This window comes from Streptomyces sp. NBC_01508 (assembly GCF_045040315.1).
GTDB lineage: Bacteria > Actinomycetota > Actinomycetes > Streptomycetales > Streptomycetaceae > Streptomyces.
In genome coordinates this window covers 1,833,085-1,856,679 of the sequence record NZ_CP109419.1, presented here as the reverse complement: position 1 = coordinate 1,856,679, position 23,595 = coordinate 1,833,085, and the positions used below count along the sequence as shown (strand labels likewise).

The following is a 23,595-nucleotide window of genomic DNA, read 5'->3' as shown; positions in this document are numbered from 1 at the left end:
GTGCCTTACGCGAAGAGGCGGCGAACTGAGCGGCAGGGCGGCAGCCCCGACTCGTCGAGGGCCGAGAAGGAGCTGCCGCCCCAGGACCCGGTGGAGCGGGCGCGGGCAATCTGTCTGCGCCTGCTCACCGGGACCGCCCACACCCGGAAACAACTGGCGGACGCGTTGGAGAAGCGCGACATCCCCGAGGATGTCGCGGCGGAAGTCCTCTCCCGCTTCGAAGACGTGGGACTGATCAACGACGCGGCGTTCGCCGACGCGTGGGTGGAGTCCCGGCACCACGGGCGGGGCCTGGCCCGGCGCGCCCTGGCGCGTGAACTGCGCACCAAGGGTGTGGACTCCGACCTGATCGACGAGGCGGTCGGGCAGCTCGACTCCGAACAGGAGGAGGCGACCGCACGGGAGCTGGTCGCCCGCAAGCTCCGCTCCACCCATGGCATGGAGCGCGACAGACGGGTGCGCAGGCTCGCGGGCATGCTGGCCCGCAAGGGATATCCGCAGGGCGTGGCCCTGCGGGTGGTCAAGCAGGCACTGGAAGCGGAGGGTGAGGACACGGAGGGACTGGACGAGGGCATCTACTGAGGCCAGGTCAGGTCCGGGGAGCAGGCGGCACAGGACAGCCGAAGGGCCGATGAACGAAACCCGGCCCGCGCGTGGGCGGCCGGGCATCGGATCGAGGTGACGGACCGGCGGCGGGCGGTGGCCGGGACGGACAGTACGGACGCGTGGTGACGTGGGTGACGGACACTCGCGCCAGCGCCCTGCCGGATCGGGAGCGGCGCGGGTCAGGCCCGGCCGGGTCGACCGGCTCCGCGCGAGACCGGCAGCCCCTCGGCCTTCCACGCCTGGAAGCCGCCGACGAGGTCCGTCGCGCGGTGCAGCCCCAACTGGCGCAGTGAGACCGCCGCGAGACTCGACGCGTACCCCTCGTTGCAGATCACCACGACGAGCAGATCGTGGCTCGTGGCCTCCGCCGCCCGATGGCTGCCCTGCGGGTCGAGACGCCACTCCAACTCGTTGCGCTCGACGACCAGCGCACCGGGGATCACTCCGTCGCGATCCCGCAGTTCCGCGTACCGGATGTCGACCAGCAGCGCGCCGGCCGCCGCCGCGGTGAAGGCGTCCCGCGCCTCGATCCGGTCGAGTCCTTCGCGGACCCGGTCGAGCAGTTCATCGATCCCCACGGGTGTCACCGGCGCCGCAGGTGTCACGGGTGTTCCACGCTCAGTCGGCCGGGGCCGCCCCGCCGGTCCGCCGCTCACTGCCACTCCTGCGGACGCTCGACCTGCTCAAGCCGGAGCACCGCGCCCGTGCGGCTGTAGCGCCGCATCAGCGGCAGCGGCGGATAGTAGGCGTGCACCGACACGGCATGCTCCGAGTCCGACTCGTTGCGCACCTCGTGCACATGGTGGCTGCCGAACGCCCTGGCGTCGCCCGACGCCAACTTCCGCTCCCGGTCGACCCCTTCGGCCAGCTCCAGCGTCTTCCAGCCCTCGGTGGGCAGCCGGGCGGCCAGCGAGTCCTCCTGGAGCGCGCCGCCCGCCGTGGCGAAGGCGCCGTACGAGCCACCGTGGTCGTGCCAGCCGGTCCCGGTGCCGGGCGGCCAGCTGATGATCCACGCCTCGCTGCCGGCGGGGCCGTCGAGACGGATCCAGGTGCGGCCCTCGGGATCGAGGGGGAGCGTGGAGACAAGCTCGGTGTCGGCCGCCGTACGCCGGACGAAGGCGAGCAACTCGGCCTGCGAGGGTACGCCGGAGGGCACCGGCACCGGCGATGGCGCCGCGGCATCGACGTCATCGACGGGCACAACGCCCTGGGTGGCAACGGCGGTTGACGCCGGAGCAGCGGGCGCGGGGGTGTCGAGAGAGGGAGACATGAGGACCGTCCTGGAAGTTCGCGGGGGCGCGCCGTCATGTGCCGACACGACGAGCGCTACGAGAAAGGGGGCGAATTCAGCAGGACGGACGACACACACAGCCCGCGTAGCGGACCAGGTCCATATGGACCCTCCGCCACAGGCGTACATCGGTGTCAGTCACGCTCCGGAGTAGACCATGTGATCCCGACGACGGTCAATTGATGTTCGCGGTCCGGTCCGAGAGGTCGGGGCGGTCGGGGTGGTCGGGTGCCGCAGAGGCCTCGGGCGCACCCCCACGTGCGGCGTCGGCCGCCGCGTACAGCTCGTCGGGCCGCACTCCGCCGAAGGCGGCGACAAGGTGCCCGTCGGGCCGTACGAGCAGCACCGAGTGCGCCGACGCTCCCGGATAGCTCTCGGTGACCAACAGCTCCGCCGGTGACGGCAGGGCCGCGACTGCTTCGGCGAGCCGCGGCATCACGCCCGCGGTCAGCCAGTGCCGCCGGTCCCACACGCCCGTCCCCGGCGCGACCAGCACCACCAGGGCGTTGCCACTGCCGAGCCGGTCCCGCAGCCGTACGGTCGTGCCGTCGGGCGCCGTCACGAGCACGTTGTCGACGGGCGCCCCCGTCCGGGTGTCGACCGCCGTGTGCGCCTCGGCGTACGGAGGCGCGAGAGGGGAGTGCGGGTACGCGGGGGGCGCGCCCAGCGGCCCGTGCCCCAGATGCCCGTCGGCGAGCAGGGTGTCGTGGCCGCGCGCCGTACCCGGAAGGTACGTACGCAGCCCTCCGCCGCCCCGAAGTATCGTCAGCGACTGGTCGGCCGCGCGCAGCCGTGCGGCGACGGCGGTACGGCGTTCCGCCTGATAGCTGTCGAGCAGCGTCTCGGACGCCCCGCGGTGCCAGGCGTGCGCCAGCTTCCAGCCCAGGTTGTCGGCGTCCCGCAGCCCTTCGTCGAGGCCCTGCGTGCCCAGCGCGCCCAGCAGGTGCGCGGCGTCCCCGGCGAGGAAGGCCCGCCCGACGCGCCAGCGCCGCGCGAGCCGGTGGTGCAGCGTGTACACGCCGGTGTCGAGCAGGTCGTACGGCGGCGTCTCGCCGCACCAGCCGGCCAGGGTGTCCCGTACCCGCGCCACCAGCGCCTCCGGCGTGACCAACTCGCCCCGGGCGGGCAGCAGCCAGTCCAGCCGCCACACGCCGTCGTTGAGCGGCCTGGCGGACACCTCCTGGCCGCCGCCCCGCCACGGCGGCTGACGGTGCAGCACGGCCTCACCGGGCCAGGGCAGTTCGACGCTAAGCGCGGCGACCGCGTGCCGCTCCACCGCCGTACGGCCCGGGAAACGGACGCCCAGGAGCTTGCGGACGGTGGACCTGGCGCCGTCGCAGCCCACCACATGGCTGCCGCGCCACCAGGTCGCCCCGGGGCCGCGGGTGTGCACCGTGACGCCGCGGGCGTCCTGCTCCAGCGAGTCGAGTCGGCTGTTCGTGACCAGCCGCACCAGGTCGTGGCGGATGACGGCGTCCCTGAGGCCGCGCGTGAGGGCGTGCTGGGGAAGGTGTAAAGGCGACGGGAACACCGCGTCGTCCCGTTCCGCGTCACCGACGGCGACTCCCGCACCGCCGGTCCCACCCGCTCCACCGACCCCGTCAGTATCACCGAGCGGCAGCTGCCGCATCTGCTGCTTGCGCCGCAGTTGTCGCCAACCGACCCACCGGGCCCCTTCGTCACGGAGCGTGGAGCAGCCGAGGCGCGTCATCAGCGCGGCGGTGTCGGGCCGCAGGACCGCCGTACGGGCCGGGCGCGGATCGTCGTTGCCCGCCCCTTCGTCCAGCACGACGACGGGAACGCCCTGGGTGGCGAGGCAGAGGGAGAGCGCGAGCCCCACGGGGCCCGCGCCGACGACGATCACCGGGTCCACGGCGCGACCTCTCCGGCCCGTACGGTCAGGTGGCGATTGGCGGTTGGAAGCCGCAGAGCGATCACAGAACGTATGCAACCTACTGCGGGTGCTTGCGTCAAGTGACGGGGGCAGCGGCGCCGCGCGCCGCTGCCCCCGTCGGGTCGGTCGGCCCCGTCTCCGGGACCGTCGGGGCTAACCCCCTCCGCCACCTCCACCGCTATGGCCGCTGGCGCGATCCGTCTTGCTCATCGGCTTACCCGTAGCACTCAGATCGTCCATGTTCGCCCCCGTCAGGACTGCCCCGGTGCTCCTCTTGGCACGGCGCAGCCGCTTCTCCAACCAGGACGCGAACGTCGTGAGCAGGAGATTCAGCAGGATGAAGATCACCGCGACGACGATGAAGCTAGGGATGACGTTGCCGTAGTTCGCGGCGAGCGTCTTGCGGGCGCTGAGCAGCTCGGTGAAGCTGAGCAGCGCGCCGCCGAGCGCGGTGTCCTTCACGATGACGACGAGCTGGCTCACCAGCGCGGGCAGCATCGCCGTCACCGACTGCGGCAGCAGGATGGTGCGCATCGTCTGGCCCTTGCGCAGACCGATCGCCTTGGCGGCCTCGGTCTGCCCCTTGGGCAGTGACTGGATGCCCGCGCGGACGACCTCCGCCAGCACGGACGCGTTGTACAGGACGAGGCCGGTGACGACCGCGTACAGCGGGCGCGTCTCCGAGTCGATGTCGGTGTACTCGGAGTAGAACTGGTTCGCGAACACCATCAGGATCAGTACGGGGATCGCGCGGAAGAACTCGACGACCACGCTGGACGGCACCCTGACCCACCGGTGGTCGGAAAGCCGCGCGATGCCGAAGAGGGCTCCGAGCGGCAGCGCGATGAGGAGCGCGAGCCCCGCGGCCTTGAGGGTGTTGACAAGGCCCGGCAGCAGATACGTCGTCCACGCCTGGGACTCGGTGAAGGGGCTCCACTTCACCCACTCCAGCTGCCCCTTGTCCTCCATGGCGGAGTAGACCCACCACAGGCCCAGGGCCAGGACGACCACGAAGAGCACCGAGTAGATGATGTTGCGCCGCTTGGCGCCGGGACCCGGCGCGTCGTACAGAACGGAAGTCATCGCTTCACCGCCACTCGCTTGCCGACCCAGCCGAGGATGAGGCCGGTCGGCAGTGTCAGGACCACGAACCCGAAGGCGAAGATCGCCGAGATAAGGATGAGTTGCGACTCGTTCTCGATCATCTCCTTCATCAGGAGGGCCGCTTCGGCCACGCCGATGGCCGCGGCCACCGTCGTGTTCTTCGTCAGGGCGATCAGCACGTTGGTGAGCGGCCCGATGACTGAGCGGAACGCCTGCGGAAGGACGATGAGCGACAGGACCTGGGTGAAGTTCAGTCCGATGGCCCGCGCCGCCTCCGCCTGCCCGACAGGCACCGTATTGATGCCGGACCGGATGGCCTCACAGACGAACGCGGCCGTGTAGGCGGTCAGTCCGAGAATGGCCAGCCGGAAATCCCGCACCTCGAAGTCGTCGGCCGCGCCCAGAGTGATACCGAAGACATCGGCGAGACCGAGGGAGGCGAAGACGATGACGATGGTGAGGGGAATGTTCCGGACCACGTTCACGTAGACCGTGCCGAATCCACGCATCAGCGGAACCGGGCTCACCCGCATCGCGGCAAGTACGGTGCCCAGGATGAGGGAGCCGATACCGGAGAAGACGGCGAGCTTCACCGTCACCCAGAACGCCCCGAGCAGGTCGTAACCTTCAAGAAAGTCGAACACGATCTCCCGCGCTCTCGCGTTTGTTGATGGCGTGGCGCGCCACCCTCACGGGGCGGCACGCCACATCTGCGCCGAATGAGCCGAACGAACCGACGGCCCGCTGATTCAGCTGACGATGTTGCCGATCTTCGGGGCGGGCTCGTTCTTGTAGTCGGCCGGACCGAAGTTGTCCGTCACGGCCTTCTCCCAGGCGCCGTCCGAGACCATCTTCTCCAGGGCGGCGTTGATGTCGTCGACCAGCTTGGTGTCGCCCTTCTTGACACCGACGCCGTAGTTCTCGTTGCTCAGGCTGAGGCCGGCGAGCTTGAACTTGCCCTTGTTCTGGTCCTGCGAGGCGTAGCCGGCGAGGATCGAGTCGTCGGTGGTCAGCGCGTCGACGGCGCCGCTGGCGAGTCCGTCGATGCACTCCGAGTACGTGGAGAGCTGCTTCAGCTGGGCCTTCGGTGCGAAGTCGTCCTTCACGTTCTGCGCGGACGTCGAGCCCGTCACGGAGCACAGCTTCTTGCCGTTGAGGTCCGCACCCTTGCTGATGTTGTCGTCGGCACGGATCAGCAGGTCCTGGTGGGCGAGCAGATACGGGCCGGCGAAGTCGACCTTCTCCTTGCGCTCGTCGTTGATCGAGTAGGAGGCCGCGATGAACTTCACGTCGCCGCGCTCAAGGGCGGTTTCGCGGTCGGCGCTCGGGGTTTCCTTCCACTCGATGTCCTTCGCCTCGTAGCCGAGCTCCTTGGCGACGTACGTCGCGATGTCGACATCGAAACCGGTGAAGGAACCGTCCGGGGTCTTCAGCCCGATACCGGGCTGGTCGAACTTGATACCGACGGTGATCTTCTTGCCACCACCGTCGCCCTCGCTCTCCGAATCGCTGTCGCCGGAACCACAGGCGGTCGCGGTCAGGGAGAGGGCCAGTACGGCGGCGGTAGCGGCGCCTGCTTTACGGAGATTCATGGTCAACATCCTTCGTTGTCTCGAAAGTTATGGGCAGCTCAGTGGTGCAGGATCTTCGAGAGGAAGTCCTTGGCCCGGTCGCTGCGAGGATTGGTGAAGAACTGCTCCGGCGTCGCCTCTTCGACGATCTGGCCGTCCGCCATGAAGACGACCCGATTCGCGGCGGACCGCGCGAAGCCCATCTCGTGGGTGACTACGACCATGGTCATACCGTCACGTGCGAGCTGCTGCATGACTTCGAGCACCTCGTTGATCATCTCCGGGTCGAGCGCCGAGGTCGGCTCGTCGAAGAGCATGACCTTGGGCTCCATGGCCAGCGCGCGGGCGATCGCGACGCGCTGCTGCTGGCCACCTGAGAGCTGTGCGGGGTACTTGTCAGCCTGGTTGGCCACACCGACCCGGTCGAGCAGCGTTCGCGCGAACTCGTCCGCGGCCCGCTTGTCCTTTTTGCGGACCTTGATCTGCCCCAGGGTGACGTTCTCCAGGACGGTCTTGTGCGCGAAGAGGTTGAAGGACTGGAAGACCATGCCGACGTCGGCGCGCAGTCGGGCCAGCTCCTTGCCTTCGGCGGGCAGCGGCTTCCCGTCGAGCGAAATGCTGCCGGAGTCGATCGGCTCCAGACGGTTGATGGCGCGGCACAGTGTGGACTTACCGGACCCGGAGGGTCCGATCACGACGACGACCTCGCCACGGGCGATGGTCAGATCGATGTCCTGGAGCACATGCAGCGCGCCGAAGTGCTTGTTGACGTTGCTCAGCACGACCAGGTCGCCCGACGCCGGCCCGGCGTCCTCGCTGTCCTTGGTCACTGAAACTCCGCTCATCGGCTTCTTGCTCCGTCCTCCTCGGTTGGGGAGGACCCTAGTCACGCACTGCGACCAGCGTCATTAGATCTGAGGGGAAATTGAGCATAACGATCCGGCCGCAACCGGACACTCCGTGTGAAGAGGGCGGGTTCGGCGTACCGGGTGGGTAACGGAAACTGTCCCTGAACGGGAAGTGACTTGACTGCTGCGGCAGCCATGGGCGTGGATGCCCTGGTACGTACTGTGACCGCCACACCACGGAGGAGGGGCCATGAGGCTGTTGCTCGTCGAGGACGACGACCATGTCGCCGCCGCCCTCGCCGCGGTACTGACGAGGCACGGATTCGCGGTCACGCACGCGCGCAGCGGCGAAGAGGCCCTTCAGGCCCTGCTCCCGGTGACCGACGGGACGAAGTCTCCTTACGGAGTCGTACTCCTCGACCTCGGGCTGCCCGACCAGGACGGCTACGCGGTCTGCGGCAAGATCCGCAAGCTCTGCGCGACACCGGTGATCATGGTGACGGCGCGCGCCGACGTCCGCTCCCGAATCCACGGGCTCAACCTCGGCGCCGACGACTACGTGACCAAGCCGTACGACACCGGGGAGTTGCTCGCCCGTATCCACGCCGTCAGCCGGCGCAGCGTGGGCGGCGAGGAGGCCGGACAGGGCGGCGGGGACTCCCTGCGGCTCGGACCGGTCACCATCGAACTGTCCACCCGCCGCGTCACCGTGGACGACGCCCCGGTCCAGCTGACCCGTAAGGAGTTCGACCTGCTCGCTCTGCTCGCACAGCGTCCGGGCGTCGTCTTCCGGCGGGAACAGATCATCAGCGAGGTGTGGCGCACCAGTTGGGAGGGGACCGGCCGCACGCTCGAAGTGCACGTGGCATCCCTGCGATCCAAACTCCGGATGCCGGCGCTGATCGAGACCGTGCGCGGCGTCGGCTACCGCCTTGTCGCCCCCGCCTCCCATCAAGGTCCGTAGGACCCGGTGAGTACCCGACTTCTGCCGCTGCTCATCGTCCTCATGGCGGGCGTGCTCCTCGCGCTCGGCTTCCCGCTCGCCGTGAGTCTCGCGGCGGCGCAGCAGCAGGACGTGGTCGTCGACCGGATCGACGACACGGCGCGCGTGGCCGCGCTCGCGCAGTTCGTCAGCGAGGGCGACGTGTGGGCCGCCGGCTCCGGCGTCGGCGCCGGGTCCGACGAGCGGGGATCCATGCTGGAGGAGGAGCTGCGGCGCTACTTCGAGGTGTACGGCATCCGGGCGGGGGTCTTCTACCGCGACGGAGAGGCCATGGCACGGGCCCCGGAGGGCTGGACGGTGCCCCGGACGGGGGAGGGGCGCCTGGCCTTCCAGGAGGCCCTCCTGGGGCGACGCAGCGATGATCCCCAGCAGGTCTGGCCCTGGCAGGGGCACGGCCGCCTGATCGTCGCGTCGCCGGTCGTACGCGACGGGGACGTCGTCGCCGTCGTCGTGACCGATTCGCCCACCGGGCAGATGCGTTCGCGGATCCTCGAAGGCTGGCTGTACATAGCCGCCGGCGAGGCCGCCGCCATGCTGCTCGCCGTGGGCGCGGCGATCCGGCTCACGGGCTGGGTGCTGCGTCCGGTACGCGTCCTGGACGCCGCCACGCACGACATCGCCACCGGCCGGATGAAATCCCGCGTCGCGGCCGCCGGGGGCCCGCCGGAACTCAGACGGCTCGCCCACTCCTTCAACGAGATGGCCGACAACGTCGAAGACGTACTCGAACAGCAACGCGCGTTCGTCGCCGACGCCTCGCACCAACTGCGCAATCCGCTTGCTGCTTTGCTGCTGCGGATCGAACTGCTCGCCCTCGAACTGCCCGCCGGGAACGAGGAGATCGCCTCCGTCCGTACGGAGGGCAAGCGGCTCGGGCAGGTGCTCGACGACCTGCTGGACCTGGCGCTCGCCGAACACGCCCCCGCCGATCTGCGGCTCACCGACGTCGGGGCGCTGGTGTCCGAGCGCGTCGCGGCGTGGCGGGCTTATGCCGAGGAGAAGGGCGTACGACTGATCGAGAGCACCGGCGCGGTCACCGGCTGGGCGGACCCGGTCGCCCTCTCCAGCGCGCTCGACGCCGTCGTGGACAACGCCCTGAAGTTCACACCGGAGGGCGGCGAGGTGGATGTGCGAGTCGCGCGTGGGGGAAGCGACCGCACCACCATCACCGTCACCGACGGGGGCCCCGGACTGTCCGACGACGAGATCGACCGGATCGGCGACCGTTTCTGGCGCAGCAACCGCCACCAGAACGTCAAGGGATCGGGCCTCGGCCTGTCCATCTCACGGGCGCTGCTCACGGCGGGCGGCGGGACGATCGCGTACGAACACGGTGAACCGCGCGGGTTGCGGGTGACGCTCACGGTCCCGAGGTCGTCGCCCGCCTCCTCCTGAGGAGGGCTCCCAAGCGCTCGCTGGGCCTGTCCGGTGGATCTTCGGGGATCAGCCCGGCGTTCCGGGCCCTGAAGATCCACCGGACAGGCCTAGGGCCTCTCGTTTGGATCTTGCCGGGCTCGCGGTCCCTGGTGCCGCGCCTCGCCGCGTTGACGGCGGAAGGGGAGGCACGGCTCCCGCCATGCCTCCCTCCTCCGCCTCGCGATCCACGGCACCAGACCCCGCTCCCTCATCCGGCCTGATCCAAACGAAAGACCCTAGGGCTTGACCGACCGGTAGTAGCGCAGCGCGCCCTCGTGCAGCCGCAGCGGATCGGTGTAGATCGCCGTCCGCAGATCCACGAGCTGGGCCGGGTGGACCTTCTTGCCGATCCGGTCACGGCTGTCGATCACGGTGCGGGTGAACCCCTCGGCCAGGTCGGCGTCGATCCGGTCCGTGGTGACCAGCAGATTCGCCACGGCCACCGTCGGCACCGCCGTACCGTCCTGCGCCTTCTTGTACGCGTCCGCCGGCATCACCGCGGAGCGGTAGTAACGGGTGGCCACCGGGGCCGTCTTGTGCAGTTTTTCGACGAGGGCGTCGTCGAGGGGCACCAGCCGTATGTCGAAGCGCTCCGACAACTGCTGTACGGAGGCGGTGGGCAGACCGCCGGACCAGAAGAAGGCGTCGAGGTCGCCCGACTCCAGACGGCCGGGCATGGTGTCGATGCCCGCCGGGACCGCGGTGACGTCCTTCGTGGGATGCAGCCCGGCGGCCTCCAGCAGGCGGTCGGCGATCAGCCGCACGCCCGAACCCTCCTGGCCCACCCCCACACGTTGGCCGCGCAGGTCCGGCGCGGACCTGATGTCCGAGTCCTTCCTGGCGATCAGCTGTACGTAGTCGTCGTAGAGCCGCGCACCGCCCCGCAACCGGTCGGCGCCCGGCCCGTCGTCCCGCTGGTACTTGGCGACCGCGTCGGCCGTGGCGATGGTGAAGTCGGCCTTCCCGGTGGCCACACGTGAGATGTTCTCCTGCGAACCCTCGCTGGTCAGCAGCCCTATGGACACATGCGGCAGATCCTTGGCGAGATCCTCCTTGAGGAGGTCCCCGTAGCGCTGGTAGACACCGCTCGTCACGCCCGTACTGAACTTGAGGGACCCGCTCGGTGTCTTCTCCCCGAGCGGCACCAGCCACCACGCCAGCAGCCCGGCCACCACGAGAGCGGCCACGCCTCCTACGAAGGCGGAGCGGCGGCTCGTACGGGGCGGAAGGGGGAACATGCGGCGATCCTGCCAGCACACTCGCCGTCATGGCCAGGGCTGGGTGGGGAGGGGCGGACGAGCCGTACGGGGGAGATGGCCGGGAACGACGGTTCTGAGCCATCCTCTCGGCCATCAGCGGGTCCCGCGGCGCGGAGACTGCGCCCCGGTCCCACGTCCTTCGCAGGTCCGGGGACCGGGTTGACCAGCGCCTCAGACCTCCCCAGGCCCGGCGCTGGGCGCAGCCCACAGCCTGTACCCGCGACTTCGGTGGTCAAACCAACCACGGCCCGACTGACTTGATCCGACCGGGAGCGGTGCGAAGCGGCGGGCGTCAGGCGCGCTCTTCCCACGCCAGGCTGCGCGCGTAGTGGTTGTCGTATGTCTCCGAGGAGTCCTTGATGTCCTGCACGGTCGCCCCGCCGTCGTGGACGCGCCCGAGCAGCCGGTAGTAGTCGAACCGGTCCATCCCCGGCGTGAAGCCCACCAGAACCTCCGCCGTTGCGCCCGGGGCGGGCGCGAAGGCGTGCGGTGTGCGCGGCGGTACGGCGAGGAAGTCGCCCTTTTCCAGGGTCAGCACCTCCTCGCCGACCAGCACCTGGAGGGTGCCGTCGACGACGAAGAAGAACTCGGTGGCACGGGTGTGAAAGTGCACGGGCGCCCCGGCGGCGCCCTCCTCGAAGCGCGCGGTGTTGAGGGTGAGCGCGCCACCCGTGGTGTCCGAGTCGGCGAACAGCGTGATCACGCTGCCGGGGGCGTCGGTAAGGGCCTCCGCCGTGCCGCCACGGGTGAGGAGGGGCTGGTGGGTGCGGTTCACCGGATTCGTCGTGTTGTTCATGAGGACGAATCTACGGCCGCGAGTGACTGCCTGGCGGGGGCATTCGGCGAGCGAATCGATGGGGCAATCGGGCAAACCGGTACCGGAGCGGATTCCGTACGGAACGCGGCGGGCTCGGAGCACGGAACACATCCGCCCGTGGGACACCGGGGAAGCCCGCGGCCCGGGGCTGTCCGAAACGCCGAGGCCGATACGCCTGGGGCAGACGGGATTCGCCGGCCGCACGGCTCCACTGGCGGGGCCACCTCGGGCACCCCCTTACCCTTGACGGGTGACCAGTAGCAGCGACCGTGCCGGAGCGGTGGACGAAGTGGGCGTTGACCGGACCTACGAGGTACGCACCTACGGGTGTCAGATGAACGTCCACGACTCCGAGCGATTGTCCGGTCTGCTGGAGGACGCGGGCTATGTCCGGGCCCCCGAAGGGGCCGACGGCGACGCCGACGTCGTCGTCTTCAACACCTGCGCCGTACGCGAGAACGCCGACAACAAGCTGTACGGCAACCTCGGCAGGCTCGCCCCGATGAAGACCCGGCGCCCCGGCATGCAGATCGCCGTCGGCGGCTGCCTCGCCCAGAAGGATCGCGACACCATCGTCAAGAGGGCACCCTGGGTCGACGTCGTCTTCGGTACGCACAACATCGGCAAGCTCCCCGTACTGCTGGAGCGCGCCCGCGTACAGGAAGAGGCGCAGGTCGAGATCGCCGAGTCGCTGGAGGCGTTCCCCTCCACGCTGCCGACCCGCCGGGAGTCCGCCTACGCCGCGTGGGTCTCCATCTCCGTGGGCTGCAACAACACCTGCACCTTCTGCATCGTCCCGGCCCTGCGCGGCAAGGAGAAGGACCGCCGCCCCGGCGACGTACTCGCCGAGGTCCAGGCGCTCGTCGCCGAAGGCGTCTCGGAGATCACGCTGCTCGGCCAGAACGTCAACGCGTACGGCTCCGACATCGGCGACCGCGAAGCCTTCTCCAAGCTCCTGCGCGCCTGCGGGAAGATCGAGGGCCTGGAGCGCGTCCGCTTCACCTCGCCGCACCCGCGCGACTTCACCGACGACGTCATCGCCGCGATGGCCGAGACCCCCAACGTCATGCCGCAGCTGCACATGCCGCTCCAGTCCGGCTCGGACGCCGTCCTGAAGGCGATGCGCCGCTCGTACCGGCAGGAGCGTTTCCTCGGCATCATCGACAAGGTGCGCGCGGCCATCCCGCACGCCGCCATCTCCACCGACATCATCGTCGGCTTCCCCGGCGAGACCGAGGAGGACTTCCAGCAGACGATGCACACGGTGCGCGCGGCGCGCTTCGCGAACGCCTTCACCTTCCAGTACTCCAAGCGCCCCGGAACGCCCGCCGCCGACATGGACGGACAGATCCCCAAGGAGATCGTGCAGGAGCGCTACATGCGCCTCGTCGCGCTCCAGGAGGAGATCTCCTGGGACGAGAACAAGACCCAGGTCGGCCGCACCCTTGAGGTCATGGTCGCCGAAGGCGAGGGCCGCAAGGACGGTGCCACCCACCGGCTCTCCGGCCGCGCGCCGGACAACCGGCTCGTGCACTTCACCGCCCCCGACCAGCAGGTACGCCCGGGCGACGTGGTGACCGTCGGCATCACCTACGCGGCTCCGCACCATCTGCTCGCCGAGGGGCCGACGAACCGGATACGCCGCACCCGCGCCGGCGACGCGTGGGAGAGGCGCAACGCGGCTCCGCCCGAGCCCGCCGGCGTACTGCTCGGCCTGCCGTCGATCGGCGTCCCGCCGCCGCTGCCCGCGGCGACCGGCGGCTGCTCGGTGGTGTGACGCGCCGGTCCGCGCCGGTCCGCGCCGGGCGGGGCCGGCCCGCCGCTCGCCGACGGCCGACGGCCCGTGACCTAGTCTGCGCAGCATGCTCGTATCCGCAGCCGTGTGCCCCTGTCCACCCCTGCTCGTCCCCGCCGTCGCCGCCGGTGCCGCCGCGGAACTCGACGCCGCACGCGACGCCTGCGCCGACGCCCTCGGTGTGCTCGCCGCCTCCAGGCCCGACCGGCTGGTCGTCGTCGGACCGACGGCGGGCCCGGCCGACCTGGCGACGTATCCGCAGGGCGCGTACGGCTCCTTCCGGGGTTACGGGGTCGATGTCGACGTCACGCTCGACGGAAAGCCGGTGGGGCCCGGGGACCGCGACGGGCGATCCGGGGACGAACTGCCGACCTCGCTGGCCGTCGCCGGCTGGCTGCTCGCGAACGTCGCCTGGTCCACCGCGCCGATCCAGGGGTTCGGCGTGCGGGAACCTCTCGACGCCGAGCGGTGTATCAAAACCGGTAAGGACATCGCGACGGCCGACGACCGCGTGGCACTGCTGGTGATGGGCGACGCCAGCGCGTGCCGCACGCTCAAGGCGCCCGGCTATCTCGACGAGCGCGCGACCGCCTTCGACGCCGAGGTGGCGCGTGCGCTTGGCTCGGCGGACGTGGCGGCGCTCGCCGCGCTGGACGAGTCGCTGGCGAGCGACCTGAAGGCGGCGGGCCGCCCCTGCTGGCAGGTGCTCGCGGGCGCGGCCGAGGGGGCGTCCCTGGACGGCGCCCTGCTCTACGAGGACGCGCCGTACGGCGTGGGCTACCTCGTGGCGACCTGGTCCTGACCGGACGGCGGGGGAGGTGGGGGAGGGGAGGGGGAGGGGCCCAGACATAACGATGACGGCGACGACCGCGAAGCGCAGTTCAGCGCCCCACGGCCGTCGCCGTCGCCGTCGTCATCGACTCGTCCGCCGCTAGTCGTGCCTCGGCCTCAGGAGGCCGGCGGTGGAGAGGAGGAAGGCGGGGTGCCGGTGCCGGTTCCGCCGTCCTTGCCGTCCTTGTGCGACATCCGCTCCAGAGCGTCCTTGGCCTTTCCGGTCCCGGACTCGATCTTGTCGCTGTATTTGCCCTTGGTCTTCTGGTCGACCGTCTTCGCGGCCTTGTCCAGTCCCTCCCCGATCTTCCCCCCGTGCTGCTGCGCGAGGTCGGAGACTCTGTCCTTGGCGGGGGACAGCTTGGCCTTCAGTGAGTCAAGGAAGCTCATGGGTCACCTTCCCTCGGGCCCCCGGTGGGGGGCGATCGGCTCTGTGCCGGTCATGCACGGGCGCCTTCGCCGGCTTCGTTGTCGGCCGCCTCGTCTGCGGTCTGCTGCTTCGGGATGTCAACACCCTCGGCAGCGTTCGTACCGCCGTCGCCGCCGTCGCCGCCGTCGCCGCCGTCCTCAACCGTATCCGGTGCGCCCTGGGAAGCCTCAGAACCCTCCGGGGCCGCGGACGTGCCGTCTGCGCCGCTTTCGGCCGGGGTGGCTCCGGCCGCCGGGGAGGCCGACCGGGCCTCCTCGGCCGTCCGCTTGGACTTCCGACGAAGCCGTGCAAAAACGCCCATATCAACTCCATATCGTACTCGTGTGAGCGAAATTCCGCGTCGCCCGGAGCGTCCCTGCGCCCCGCCCACGGAAACCGGCCAGAGGACCGGAGGCCGGAATCTCGCAACGGCCAACGACCCCGGACGGGCGCCCGTCACGTAACTCGTTCGGGAACCGGCCACCGGGTTTGCGAGACTGGGGCCGTGAGTACCGCAGCGCCCGCACCGCGGGTCATCGCCGTCGTCGGCCCCACCGCGGCCGGCAAGTCCGACCTGGGCGTCCATCTCGCCCGGCAACTCGACGGTGAGGTCGTCAACGCCGACTCCATGCAGCTCTACCGCGGGATGGACATCGGAACCGCCAAACTGACGACCGAGGAGCGCCGCGGCGTCCCGCACCGCCTCCTCGACATCTGGGACGTCACCGAGGCGGCCAACGTCGCCGAGTACCAGCGGCTGGCCAGGATCGAGATCGACCGGCTCCTCGCCGAAGGCCGTACCCCCGTCCTCGTCGGTGGCTCCGGCCTCTACGTTCGGGGCGCCATTGACGCCCTCGACTTTCCCGGCACCGACCCCGAGGTGCGCGCCCGGCTGGAGGATGAGCTGAAACTGCGTGGTTCCGGCGCCCTGCACGCCCGGCTGGCCGCCGCCGATCCGCCGGCGGGCAGGGCGATCCTCCCCAGCAACGGGCGCCGCATCGTCCGGGCCCTTGAGGTGTTCGAGATCACCGGGAAGCCGTTCACCGCGAATCTGCCCGGCCATGACGCGGTGTACGAGACCGTGCAGATCGGTGTCGACGTGGAGCGCCCCGAACTCGACGAGCGCATCGCGCTGCGCGTGGACCGCATGTGGGAGGCCGGTCTCGTCGACGAGGTGCGCGAGTTGGAGGCGCGCGGCCTGCGCGAGGGCCGTACGGCCTCGCGTGCGCTCGGCTACCAGCAGGTGCTGTCGGCCCTCGCGGGGGACTGCACCGAGGACCAGGCGCGCGCCGAGACCGTACGCGCCACCAAACGCTTCGCGCGCCGCCAGGACTCGTGGTTCCGCCGCGACCCCCGCGTGCACTGGCTGAGCGGCGCGGCGGACGACCGGGAGGAACTCCCGCACCTCGCGCTGACGTTGGTCGAACGAGCGGTCACAGCCTGATCACGTGATGGCATCGGGACGCTCAGGCCGTCAATCCGGTGCCCGGGACCGTGCCATCATCGAGCATCGATCGACCAGTGGAGTCCGAGTTGGGAGGGCGCGTGGCGATGGAGGCCGGCTCTCGCAACACAGATCAGGGAACGCAGGATCAGGGAACGCAGGATCCGCGGGAAGAAGCCCCGCGGCTGAGTCCTGACGGACCCGACGAAGACGACGTGACCCCCGAGGTGGAGGTCGAGCTGCGTCCGCAGCGACGCCTGCGGATCTGGCAGCTCGCACCCATCGTGATGCTCGCCGCCGTCGGCTCCCTGATGTTCGCCTTCCCCCTGGCCTTCGGGACGGGCGACGGTGGCGCCGTCGTCGCCATGCTCGGCCTGCTGATCAGCTGCTGCGCCGCGGGCTGGGGCATGATGGCGGCCCGCCGCGTCGGCCACGCCTGGCCCGGTCTGCCGGCCCGTGGGTCCGGCGAGCGCCCGGACTGGCGCGTTCTCGCGCTGTACGTGACCGCCGGCGCCGCCCTCGTCGCCCTCGCCGTCTGGCGGGTCGCCCGCCTGCGCTGACCGGCCGCGCGCCGCGTACGCGACGTACGGCCCCAACGGCCCCACGCGCGGCCTTTCCCGCGTCCGCACGGTCGGTCCCTCTCGTCCGCTCGCGACTGTCCGTTCGCCCCGTCGGTCCCACCTCGTACGATTGACGCGTGAGTACCTACCGCCGCGCCGCGCAGTCGTCACCGATCCCGTTCCTCAAGGGCCACGGGACCGAGAACGACTTCGTGATCATTCCCGACCCGGACAACGCCGTCGCCCTGTCCGCCTCCGCCGTCGCGAGGCTCTGCGACCGCCGGGCCGGCGTCGGCGGTGACGGGCTGCTGCATGTCGTACGGTCCGCCGCGCACCCCGAGGCGCGGTCCATGGCCGACCGGGCGGAGTGGTTCATGGACTACCGCAACGCCGACGGATCCGTCGCCGAGATGTGCGGCAACGGGGTCCGGGTCTTCGCCCGGTATCTGCGGCGCGCAGGTCTCGTCGACGCGGGCGGCCTGGCCGTCGCCACCCGTGGCGGCGTGAAGGAGATCCACATCGCCAAGCCCACTGCCAAGCCCATCGCCAAGTCCCTTGAAACGGGCGGCGGGACGTCCGACGCGGGAGCCGTCACGGTCCGGATGGGACGCGCCGCTCTCCCCGAAGGGGACGTCAGCGTCGTTGTGGGGGAGCGGGGTTGGCCCGCCCGTCATGTCAACATGGGCAATCCGCACGCCGTCGTCTTCGTCGACGACCTCGACCACGCCGGGAATCTGCTCACCGCTCCGCCCGTCAGCCCCGCCTCGGTCTACCCGGACGGTGTGAACGTCGAATTCGTCGTCGGGCGCGGCCCGCGCCACGTCGCCATGCGCGTCCACGAACGCGGCTCCGGCGAGACACGGTCCTGCGGTACGGGCGCGTGCGCCGTCGCCGTCGCCGCGGCCCGCAGGGACGGCATCGACCCCGCGGTGACCGGTGAGCCCGTCACGTACACCGTGGACCTGCCCGGCGGACGGCTCGTCATCACCGAACATCCCGACGGCGAGATCGAGATGACCGGCCCGGCCGTGATCGTCGCCGAGGGGCTGCTCGACGCGGAGTGGGCAGAGCGGCTCGACACGCCCTGAAGTCCCCGGGAACCGGTCACGGGTTCGCTCGAATGGGTGATCCGTTTCACGCTGGGGGAGAGGTGGACCGAGGCACGTGGTGGGGTCGGTAGCATCAAGCACCGGCCGGGAGGGCGCTCCTGTCCCTCCCACCGCCGGTCGAAGCTGCCGGAGGTGCCCCATGAGCGCAGAGGCCACCAGCCCTGGTGCCCGCAGCCGCAGGCGCGGCCGTACCAGTATCGACCTCCGCCGGCTGGGCAGGGCCGCGCTGCTGGGTCCCGCCTCCAGGGACCGGCTGCCGGACGCGATCGGCCATGTCGCCGACGCCCACCGCGCGCACCACCCCGACGCCGACCTGCTCGTCCTGGGCAAGGCGTACGTGCTCGCCGAGATGTCGCACCGCGGACAGTTCCGCAAGAGCGGCGAGCCGTACATCACGCATCCGCTCGCCGTGACGCTGATCCTCGCCGAACTCGGCGCCGAGACCACGACGTTGACCGCCTCGCTCCTCCACGACACCGTCGAGGACACGGAGGTGACGCTCGATCAGGTCCGGGCGGAGTTCGGCGACGAGGTCTGCTATCTGGTCGACGGTGTGACGAAGCTGGAGAAGGTGGACTACGGCGCCGCCGCCGAGCCCGAGACCTTCCGCAAGATGCTGGTCGCCACCGGCAACGACGTCCGGGTGATGTCGATCAAACTCGCCGACCGGCTGCACAACATGCGCACCCTCGGTGTGATGCGGCCGGAGAAGCAGGAACGCATCGCCAAGGTCACCCACGACGTCCTCATCCCGCTCGCCGAACGGCTCGGCGTGCAGGCGCTCAAGACCGAACTGGAGGATCTGGTCTTCGCCATCCTCCAGCCGGCGGAGTACGAGCGCACCCGCACCGTCATCGCCGACAGGGCCACCACCGGGCCGAGCCTGGACACCATCGCCGTGGACGTGCGGCGGACGCTCCGCGAGGCCGACATCAGCGCCGAAGTCGTGATCAGGCCGCGGCACTTCGTCTCCGTGCACCGCGCCCGCCTGAAACGCGGTGAGATGCGCGGCACGGACTTCGGCCGCCTGCTCGTCCTGGTCGGGGAGGACGCCGACTGCTATGCCGTGCTGGGGGAGTTGCACACCTGCTTCACGCCGGTGATCTCCGAGTTCAAGGACTTCATCGCCGCACCCAAGTACAACCTGTACCAGTCGCTGCACACGGCGGTCGCGGGCCCCGACGGGGCGGTCGTCGAAGTCCTCATCCGTACGCACCAGATGCACAAGGTCGCCGAGGCCGGTGTGGTCGCGCTGGGCAATCCGTACGCGCCCGTCGACGGGGCCGAACCGGGGGCCGAACCGGCGGACGGCGAGCGTGCCGACCCGACCAGGCCCGGCTGGCTGTCGCGCCTCCTTCAGTGGCAGGAGGCGGCCACCGACCCGGACACGTTCTGGACGACGCTGCGCGCCGATCTCGCGCAGGACCGGGAGATCAGCGTCTTCCTCGCCGACGGGGGCATGCTGGGCCTGCCCGCCGGCGCGACGTGTGTGGACGCGGCGTACGCGCAGCACGGCGACGGGGCGCACGGCTGCATCGGGGCGCGCGTCAACGGCCGTCTGGCCACGCTGAGTACGGTCCTGGTGGACGGCGACACGGTGCACCTGCTGCTGGCGCACAGCCCCGTCGAGGAGATCCGGGGCGACCGTGGCGGCGACGGCACCGGGAACACTCGGGACGCCGCTCCCGGACCCTCCCCCGAGTGGCTGGAACACGCCCGTACCCCCGCCGCGCGGATCGCGATCACCGGCTGGCTCGCCGCGAATCCGGAGAGCCTGAAGGTGCCGGCGGCGGCGCCTCGCACACCCAGCACCGTCACGGCGGGACGGCGTGGCATGGCCAATGTGGTGGTGGACGTGCCCGACGCGACCGTACGGCTCGCGGGCTGCTGCACGCCCGTACCGCCCGACACCGTCACGGGGTTCACGGTCCGGGGCGGCGTCGTCACCGTGCACCGTGAGGAGTGTCCCGCCGTCGGCAGGATGACCGCGACCGGCCGCGCGCCGGTCACGGTGAGCTGGGGCGACGAGGCGGAGTGCCGGGTCACGCTGTACGCCGAGTCGTTCGGCCGGCCGCGGCTGCTCGCCGACCTCACCGAGGCCATCGCCACGGCGGGGGCGGCGATCGTGTCGGCCAACGTGGAGCCGCCGAGCAAGCAGCGGGTGCGGCATACGTACACGCTCCAACTGCCCGACGCGGCAGGGCTTCCCGGGCTGATGCGCGCCATGCGGGACGTGCCGGGAGTGTTCGACGTACGCCGCGCCCAGCATGAGCCGGCCTCCTGAACGGACGCGTCGCCTCCGTCGGCCCTTGACGCGTCGCCCCCGTCGCCCCCTGCCTCGGACGGGGCCGCTCCCGCCTCGCGAACATCGTCACCCCCACCTCCACCCGCTCCCGGTTGCCCGCCCGCCTCTTTCGGGTGGGCGTGAAGCGCGCCGCCGCCGTACGTCCGCCGCGCGCTGGTAGCGGTGGTCCATGCTGCTCACCTCCCACCGGCTGCGCGCCGCCCTGCTGGCCACCGCGTCGGCCACCCTCGTCGCCGCGACGCTCCCCGGCCCCGCCCCGGAAGCGCTCGGTATCGGCGATCCACTCTTCCCGCACCTCGGCAACCCCGGATATGACGTCCTCGCCTACGACATCGGCTTCACCTACCGGGGTGACAACACCAAGCCGCTCGACGCGGTCACCGCGATCGACGCCCGCACGACCCGGCGTCTGGAACGCGTCAATCTCGACTTCACCCACGGCGTGGTCCGCTCCGTCGAGGTCGACGGAGCGCGCGCCGACTTCGCGACCGCGGGCGAAGACCTCGTGATCACGCCGCGCCGAGCCGTCGAGGCGGGCTCGCCGGTACGCGTCACCGTCACCCACACCAGCGATCCGACGGGCGGCAAGGGCGGCTGGGTGCCGACGACGGACGGCCTCGTGATGGCCAACCAGGCCGACGCCGCGCACCGCGTCTTCCCGGGCAACGACCACCCCGCCGACAAGGCGGCGTTCACCTTCCGTGTCACCGCGCCCAGCGTACTGACCGTCGTGGCCAACGGACTGCCGGTGGCGAAGACCCGCCACGGCGCCACCACCACCTGGACGTACCGCACCAGTCACCCCATGGCCACCGAGCTGGCGCAGGTGTCCATCGGCGACTCCGCCGTGGTGCACCGCGAAGGTCCGCACGGACTACCGGTACGCGACGTGGTCCCGGCGGCCGACCGCGCGAGGCTGGAGCCGTGGCTGGCGAAGACGCCGGGGCAGCTGGAGTGGATGGAGCGGCAGGTGGGGCGGTATCCCTTCGAGACGTACGGCGTCCTGATCGCCGGCGCCGAGACCGGTTTCGAGTTGGAGACGCAGACGCTGTCGCTCTTCGAGCGATCGCTGTTCACCCGGCCCGAGTTCCCCGAGTGGTACGTCGACTCGGTCATGGTCCACGAGCTGGCGCACCAGTGGTTCGGCGACAGCGTCTCGCCGCGCGCCTGGTCCGACCTGTGGCTCAACGAGGGCCACGCGACCTGGTACGAGGCGATGTACGCGCAGGAGCACGCGGACAAGCCGCTGGAGAAGCGGATGCGCGAGGCCTACCGGCTGTCCGACGGCTGGCGCGCGGCGGGCGGCCCGCCGGCCGCGCCGGAGCCGCCGTCGCCCGGCCAGCAGATCAGCCTCTTCCGGCCGGTGGTGTACGACGGCAGCGCCCTGGTGCTCTACGCGCTGCGCCAGGAGATCGGCGCGGGGGAGTTCCGGCGGCTGGAGCGGGACTGGGTGCGCGACCACCGGGACGGGACGGCGACCACGGCGGACTTCGCCCGGCTGGCGTCGGACATCGCGGGGCGTGACCTGTCGGACTTCTTCGAGGCGTGGCTGTACGGGCGTAGGACACCGCCCATGCCGGGGCACCCGGACTGGAAGAGCGCGGCGGCGAAGTAAGGTCCGGCTCGGGGCACCCTGGGGGAAATCCATATGACGGTCCCGGCGGTGACGTGCCACCATCAAGGGGTCGGCGGCGCTGCCGGGACCGGGAATCCGGGACCGGAACGCCGGGACGGTGGCCCCGGGGAATCAATCCGGTCCGTCACGCGTTGTAACCGATGTCAGTGGGCAGTCTGTCCACGGCCGAACATTCTCTTCGACGTAAGGATCCAATGACCTCCTCTTCTTCCCCTTCCCAGGACGAGCAGATCTTCGCGGACACCCGCACGGAAAGCCTTCGGGCCGATGCCCTGATGGAAGAGGACGTCGCCTGGAGCCAAGAGATCGACGGAAATCGGGACGGCGACCAGTTCGACCGCTCCGACCGCGCGGCGCTACGGCGCGTGGCGGGCCTCTCCACCGAGCTCGAAGACGTTACCGAGGTCGAGTACCGACAGCTGCGCCTGGAGCGCGTGGTACTGGTCGGCGTCTGGGTCTCGGGCACCGTGCGGGAAGCCGAGAATTCGCTCGCCGAGCTGGCGGCGCTGGCCGAGACGGCCGGCGCGCTGGTGCTTGACGGCGTCATCCAGCGCCGTGACAAGCCCGACCCGGCGACCTACATCGGCTCGGGCAAGGCCCGTGAGCTGTACGACATGGTGCTGGAGACCGGCGCGGACACGGTCGTCTGTGACGGTGAACTCAGCCCCGGTCAGCTGATCCACCTTGAGGACGTCGTCAAGGTCAAGGTCGTGGACCGTACGGCTCTGATCCTGGACATCTTCGCCCAGCACGCCAAGTCCCGGGAGGGCAAGGCGCAGGTCGCACTGGCTCAGATGCAGTACATGCTGCCGAGGCTGCGCGGCTGGGGCCAGTCGCTGTCCCGGCAGATGGGTGGCGGCGGCGGTGGCGGCATGGCCACACGTGGTCCCGGTGAGACGAAGATCGAGACGGACCGGCGGCGGATCCGCGAGAAGATGGCGAAGATGCGCCGGGAGATCGCGGAGATGAAGACCGGCCGCGAGATCAAGCGGCAGGAGCGCAGGCGCCACAAGGTGCCGTCGGTCGCGATCGCCGGGTACACGAACGCGGGGAAGTCCTCGCTGCTCAACCGCCTGACCGGCGCCGGCGTCCTGGTGGAGAACTCCCTGTTCGCCACGCTGGACCCGACCGTGCGCCGGGCCGAGACACCGAGCGGCAGGATCTACACGCTGGCCGACACCGTCGGGTTCGTCCGGCATCTGCCGCACCACCTCGTGGAGGCGTTCCGGTCGACCATGGAGGAGGTCGGGGACTCCGATCTGATCCTGCATGTGGTCGACGGCTCGCATCCCGCCCCGGAGGAGCAGCTGGCCGCCGTGCGTGAGGTGATCCGTGACGTGGGCGCGGTGGACGTCCGCGAGATCGTGGTGATCAACAAGGCCGACGCGGCGGACCCGGAGGTTCTTCAGCGGCTGCTGCGGATGGAGCGGCACGCGATCGCCGTGTCGGCGCGTACCGGCGCCGGTATGACGGAGCTGCTCGATCTGATCGACACCGAGCTGCCCAGGCCGGCGATCACGGTCGAGGTGCTGGTGCCGTACACCGACGGCGGTCTGGTCTCACGGGTGCACGCCGAGGGTGAGGTGCTGTCCGAGGAGCACACCCCGGAGGGCACTCTGCTGAAGGCGCAGGTGCACGAGGAACTGGCCGCGGCGCTCGCCGTGTACGTGCCTGTTCCCGCGGTCGGCTGACCGCGC

23 protein-coding genes are annotated in these 23,595 nt (G+C 70.6%); 11 read left to right on the top strand and 12 right to left on the bottom strand.

Annotation, left to right across the window (positions count from 1 at the left end):
* Positions 1-582, top strand: coding sequence for a recombination regulator RecX (gene recX / locus OG700_RS08205; protein ID WP_405611129.1), 582 nt, complete (start codon positions 1-3; stop codon positions 580-582).
* A gap of 203 nt (positions 583-785) precedes the next feature.
* On the opposite strand, the gene OG700_RS08200 is transcribed toward recX, so the two are convergent.
* The 8 genes from OG700_RS08200 to OG700_RS08165 all read right to left on the bottom strand — a co-directional run bounded on the left by OG700_RS08200 (position 786) and on the right by OG700_RS08165 (position 7,311).
* A complete protein-coding gene (locus OG700_RS08200; RefSeq protein WP_405611126.1) occupies positions 786-1,211 on the bottom strand; it encodes a rhodanese-like domain-containing protein in 426 nt (141 codons plus the stop codon).
* Between the two features lie 47 nt (positions 1,212-1,258).
* On the bottom strand, positions 1,259-1,876 hold the full coding sequence (locus OG700_RS08195) for a cysteine dioxygenase (RefSeq protein ID WP_405611123.1): 618 nt from the start codon (positions 1,874-1,876) through the stop codon (positions 1,259-1,261).
* 76 nt (positions 1,877-1,952) lie between these two features.
* Positions 1,953-2,039 (bottom strand): putative leader peptide, encoded by an 87-nt coding sequence (locus tag OG700_RS08190; protein ID WP_311605579.1) that lies wholly within the window; start codon positions 2,037-2,039, stop codon positions 1,953-1,955.
* A 33-nt stretch (positions 2,040-2,072) separates the two neighbouring features.
* Positions 2,073-3,770 carry an FAD-dependent monooxygenase gene (locus OG700_RS08185; protein WP_405611120.1) on the bottom strand — a complete coding sequence of 566 codons (1,698 nt, stop codon included), beginning with the start codon at positions 3,768-3,770 and terminating at the stop codon, positions 2,073-2,075.
* A gap of 174 nt (positions 3,771-3,944) precedes the next feature.
* Complete coding sequence (locus tag OG700_RS08180; RefSeq protein ID WP_405611117.1) at positions 3,945-4,874, bottom strand: amino acid ABC transporter permease; 930 nt, start codon at positions 4,872-4,874, stop codon at positions 3,945-3,947.
* Entirely contained in the window at positions 4,871-5,539 is a 669-nt protein-coding gene (locus OG700_RS08175; protein WP_405611114.1) for an amino acid ABC transporter permease, read from the bottom strand. Before OG700_RS08175 ends, OG700_RS08180 begins: the two co-directional genes overlap by 4 nt.
* Before the next feature lie 105 nt (positions 5,540-5,644).
* The gene (locus tag OG700_RS08170) at positions 5,645-6,487 is read right to left on the bottom strand and encodes a glutamate ABC transporter substrate-binding protein (RefSeq protein ID WP_405611111.1); all 843 of its coding nucleotides are present in this window, start codon (positions 6,485-6,487) and stop codon (positions 5,645-5,647) included.
* A gap of 38 nt (positions 6,488-6,525) precedes the next feature.
* A complete protein-coding gene (locus OG700_RS08165; protein ID WP_405611108.1) occupies positions 6,526-7,311 on the bottom strand; it encodes an amino acid ABC transporter ATP-binding protein in 786 nt (261 codons plus the stop codon).
* Between the two features lie 253 nt (positions 7,312-7,564).
* Between OG700_RS08165 and OG700_RS08160 the strand changes: the two genes are divergently transcribed.
* Positions 7,565-8,278, top strand: a complete 714-nt coding sequence (locus OG700_RS08160) for a response regulator transcription factor (protein ID WP_405611105.1) — start codon at positions 7,565-7,567, stop codon at positions 8,276-8,278.
* Positions 8,279-8,284: 6 nt separating this feature from the next.
* The gene (locus tag OG700_RS08155; protein ID WP_405611102.1) at positions 8,285-9,712 is read left to right on the top strand and encodes an ATP-binding protein; all 1,428 of its coding nucleotides are present in this window, start codon (positions 8,285-8,287) and stop codon (positions 9,710-9,712) included.
* 257 nt (positions 9,713-9,969) lie between these two features.
* On the opposite strand, the gene OG700_RS08150 is transcribed toward OG700_RS08155, so the two are convergent.
* Together OG700_RS08150 and OG700_RS08145 are read right to left on the bottom strand one after the other, a co-directional pair.
* Positions 9,970-10,971 carry a TAXI family TRAP transporter solute-binding subunit gene (locus OG700_RS08150; RefSeq protein WP_405611099.1) on the bottom strand — a complete coding sequence of 334 codons (1,002 nt, stop codon included), beginning with the start codon at positions 10,969-10,971 and terminating at the stop codon, positions 9,970-9,972.
* A 313-nt stretch (positions 10,972-11,284) separates the two neighbouring features.
* Positions 11,285-11,788 (bottom strand): cupin domain-containing protein, encoded by a 504-nt coding sequence (locus OG700_RS08145; protein WP_405611096.1) that lies wholly within the window; start codon positions 11,786-11,788, stop codon positions 11,285-11,287.
* 271 nt (positions 11,789-12,059) lie between these two features.
* Between OG700_RS08145 and miaB the strand changes: the two genes are divergently transcribed.
* Both miaB and OG700_RS08135 read left to right on the top strand, forming a co-directional pair.
* Positions 12,060-13,586, top strand: coding sequence for a tRNA (N6-isopentenyl adenosine(37)-C2)-methylthiotransferase MiaB (miaB, locus tag OG700_RS08140; RefSeq protein WP_405611093.1), 1,527 nt, complete (start codon positions 12,060-12,062; stop codon positions 13,584-13,586).
* 85 nt (positions 13,587-13,671) lie between these two features.
* Entirely contained in the window at positions 13,672-14,406 is a 735-nt protein-coding gene (locus OG700_RS08135) for a class III extradiol dioxygenase subunit B-like domain-containing protein (protein WP_405611090.1), read from the top strand.
* Between the two features lie 146 nt (positions 14,407-14,552).
* Here the strand turns inward: OG700_RS08135 and OG700_RS08130 are convergent, their stop codons facing one another.
* Positions 14,553-14,825 carry an antitoxin gene (locus OG700_RS08130; protein ID WP_405611087.1) on the bottom strand — a complete coding sequence of 91 codons (273 nt, stop codon included), beginning with the start codon at positions 14,823-14,825 and terminating at the stop codon, positions 14,553-14,555.
* Positions 14,826-14,875: 50 nt separating this feature from the next.
* Entirely contained in the window at positions 14,876-15,166 is a 291-nt protein-coding gene (locus tag OG700_RS08125) for a hypothetical protein (protein WP_405611084.1), read from the bottom strand.
* A 183-nt stretch (positions 15,167-15,349) separates the two neighbouring features.
* Here OG700_RS08125 and miaA point away from each other — a divergent pair, with 183 nt between their 5' ends.
* The 6 genes from miaA (at position 15,350) to hflX (ending at position 23,589) form a co-directional block, all read left to right on the top strand.
* Positions 15,350-16,288 (top strand): tRNA (adenosine(37)-N6)-dimethylallyltransferase MiaA, encoded by a 939-nt coding sequence (miaA, locus tag OG700_RS08120; RefSeq protein WP_405611081.1) that lies wholly within the window; start codon positions 15,350-15,352, stop codon positions 16,286-16,288.
* A gap of 107 nt (positions 16,289-16,395) precedes the next feature.
* Positions 16,396-16,848 (top strand): hypothetical protein, encoded by a 453-nt coding sequence (locus tag OG700_RS08115; protein ID WP_405611078.1) that lies wholly within the window; start codon positions 16,396-16,398, stop codon positions 16,846-16,848.
* Positions 16,849-16,985: 137 nt separating this feature from the next.
* Complete coding sequence (gene dapF / locus OG700_RS08110; protein WP_405611075.1) at positions 16,986-17,936, top strand: diaminopimelate epimerase; 951 nt, start codon at positions 16,986-16,988, stop codon at positions 17,934-17,936.
* A 160-nt stretch (positions 17,937-18,096) separates the two neighbouring features.
* A complete protein-coding gene (locus OG700_RS08105; RefSeq protein WP_405611072.1) occupies positions 18,097-20,241 on the top strand; it encodes a RelA/SpoT family protein in 2,145 nt (714 codons plus the stop codon).
* 190 nt (positions 20,242-20,431) lie between these two features.
* Positions 20,432-21,877 carry a M1 family metallopeptidase gene (locus OG700_RS08100; RefSeq protein WP_405611069.1) on the top strand — a complete coding sequence of 482 codons (1,446 nt, stop codon included), beginning with the start codon at positions 20,432-20,434 and terminating at the stop codon, positions 21,875-21,877.
* Between the two features lie 215 nt (positions 21,878-22,092).
* Entirely contained in the window at positions 22,093-23,589 is a 1,497-nt protein-coding gene (gene hflX, locus OG700_RS08095; protein WP_405611066.1) for a GTPase HflX, read from the top strand.
* Positions 23,590-23,595: the final 6 nt, after the last annotated feature.